The sequence below is a fragment of the Capnocytophaga sp. oral taxon 332 str. F0381 genome, assembly GCF_000318275.2.
GTDB classification, from domain to species: Bacteria; Bacteroidota; Bacteroidia; order Flavobacteriales; family Flavobacteriaceae; genus Capnocytophaga; species Capnocytophaga bilenii.
The window spans coordinates 5,288-5,908 of sequence record NZ_KB291258.1 but is presented as its reverse complement, the minus strand read 5'-3'; the positions used below and the strand labels follow the sequence as shown (position 1 = coordinate 5,908).

The 621-nt window shown below is 28.3% G+C and carries 1 protein-coding gene; it reads right to left on the bottom strand.

Annotated features, from left to right (window positions below; genetic code table 11):
* Positions 1 to 170: 170 nt before the first annotated feature.
* Positions 171 to 621, bottom strand: a 451-nt coding sequence (locus HMPREF9075_RS13350) for a hypothetical protein (protein ID WP_009414738.1), incomplete at its 5' end; no start/stop codon positions are given.

Here is a 621-nt window from a genome sequence, read left to right as displayed (position 1 = left end):
CTGTGGTTTGCAAGGCTATGGCATCTCTAACGCTGTCGCACAGCAATAAAATGGCTACTGCTTAGCTTCATTCCGTCTATCCAATTCACAGGATAATGGCTGAGTAGATTGTTCATTTGATTTGATTTTAAAGTGGATAAATTTTTCTTCATTTGATTTTACATATCTCATTAATCATCCGAAAATTCTGTTTTTGTTGCAATTTTCTTTATTTTGTTAATATACAATGAATCTATTAGTATAAAGGTTGTATCTTTTCTTATATTATACATTAATCCTTTTTTAGCATTATAACTCAAACATAAAGAATTAAAAGTCTCCCCATTTTCCATCTTTACAAAATAAGTTAGCAGAGTATCTTTTTTTTCTATTTTCTCTATGATCCATTTATTACCTTCCATTGTATTCCAATTATCCATAAGCGTATCATTGATAAATACAATTGTAGGCATATCATCATCTACAGCAAGAAAGAGTTCTCCATCATCTTCACCTTTATATAAATAATAGAATTTTTTACCTATAAGAGGATTGTTTATTTCAGCTTTATCATCAAAATCTAAACTTGATATACTATCAGTAGGATAATCTTTTTCAGTGTTATTATTAACAACATTTTCA